Origin of the sequence: Pelosinus propionicus DSM 13327 (genome assembly GCF_900114615.1) — a bacterium.
GTDB classification, from domain to species: domain Bacteria; phylum Bacillota; class Negativicutes; order DSM-13327; family DSM-13327; genus Pelosinus; species Pelosinus propionicus.
Genome location: NZ_FOTS01000131.1, coordinates 1 through 1,177 on the forward strand (window position 1 = coordinate 1; position 1,177 = coordinate 1,177).

1 protein-coding gene is annotated in these 1,177 nt (G+C 36.2%); it reads left to right on the forward strand.

Features of this window, described 5'->3' with window-relative positions; translation table 11 throughout:
- The first annotated feature begins 57 nt into the window (after positions 1 to 57).
- On the forward strand, positions 58 to 1,038 hold the full coding sequence (locus BMZ99_RS25875) for an XkdQ/YqbQ family protein (RefSeq protein ID WP_090945032.1): 981 nt from the start codon (positions 58 to 60) through the stop codon (positions 1,036 to 1,038).
- Positions 1,039 to 1,177 lie beyond the last annotated feature (139 nt).

Genomic DNA, 1,177 nt, shown 5'->3' on the forward strand with positions numbered 1-1,177 from the left:
AAATGGGCTAAGTGATGTGAATGCGATTACTGCTGGAATGAAGTTGAAATTACCATCATGATTAAATATGAATTTTTAATAGAAAGTAAGCAAACAGGAAATATGTATGACGCCTCAGAACTAATTGTTGAGGCGTCATATCATACGGTGATTCGTGGCCAGGCAGGTAAATTTCAATTTGAACTGATAAAGGATGCTATCATCGAATATCACGAAGGAGATGTTGTAAGATTTAAAGTTAACGACACTCCTATTTTTTATGGGTACGTGTTTTCTAAGGATATTGATCGCTGGGGTAGGATTAAGACCGTATGTTATGATCAATTGCGCTATCTAAAAGCTCATGAAAGCTATGTTTTTAGCGGTGTAACTGCAACATCTGTGATAAAAAATATAGCACAAGATTTCAGTCTTACGATAGGTGTTATTGAAGATACGGGATATACCATATCTTCAACAATGGTACAGGACAATAAGAGCCTCTTTGATATCATTTACTATGGTTTGCAACAAACACAATTAAATACAGGTGAGCTGTATATTTTTTATGATGATTTTGGTGCTCTGACTTTGACGAAAGCATCTAATATGTATGTGGACGTAATTTTAGGCACAAGCAGCCTGGTGACAGATTATAGCTACAAAACGGATATTGATAAGGATACCTATAATAAAATCAAGTTAGTGCACCCGAATAAAAAGACTGGCAAGGGTGATGTTTATATCGTGCAAGATAGTACGACTATGAAAAAATGGGGAACCCTCCAAAAATATGAAGTCGTTGACGAAAATCTAAATGCTGCTCAAATCCAGTCCCAGGCTGAAACTTGCCTAACATACTACAACAGAGTGTTGCGAACTTTAAAACTCGATAATTGTTTAGGCGTAGTTGGTTTAAAGGCTGGTCATATGGTGACAATTGATATTCCTGACATTGGCGATATTAGTTTAAGTAAAAAATTGCTCCTAGATTCGGTGGACCATCGATTTGGAAATGGTAAACACGTAATGAGCGTAGGAATGCGGGTGATAATTTAATGGATATAAATCCAAATGGTACCTTATATCAAGTAATACAGACCATTGTACAAAATATTTTTAAAAGTTTAAGCCCTACTGACTCAATTATAGGAACGGTAGAAACAGCCAGTCCTTTGACAGTGCGTATTAGTCCACA

Bases quoted from the DNA above. Each gene is read 5' to 3' on its own strand.
- BMZ99_RS25875 (WP_090945032.1), top strand. From the start codon at position 58: ATGATTAAATATGAATTTTTAATAGAAAGTAAGCAAACAGGAAATATG.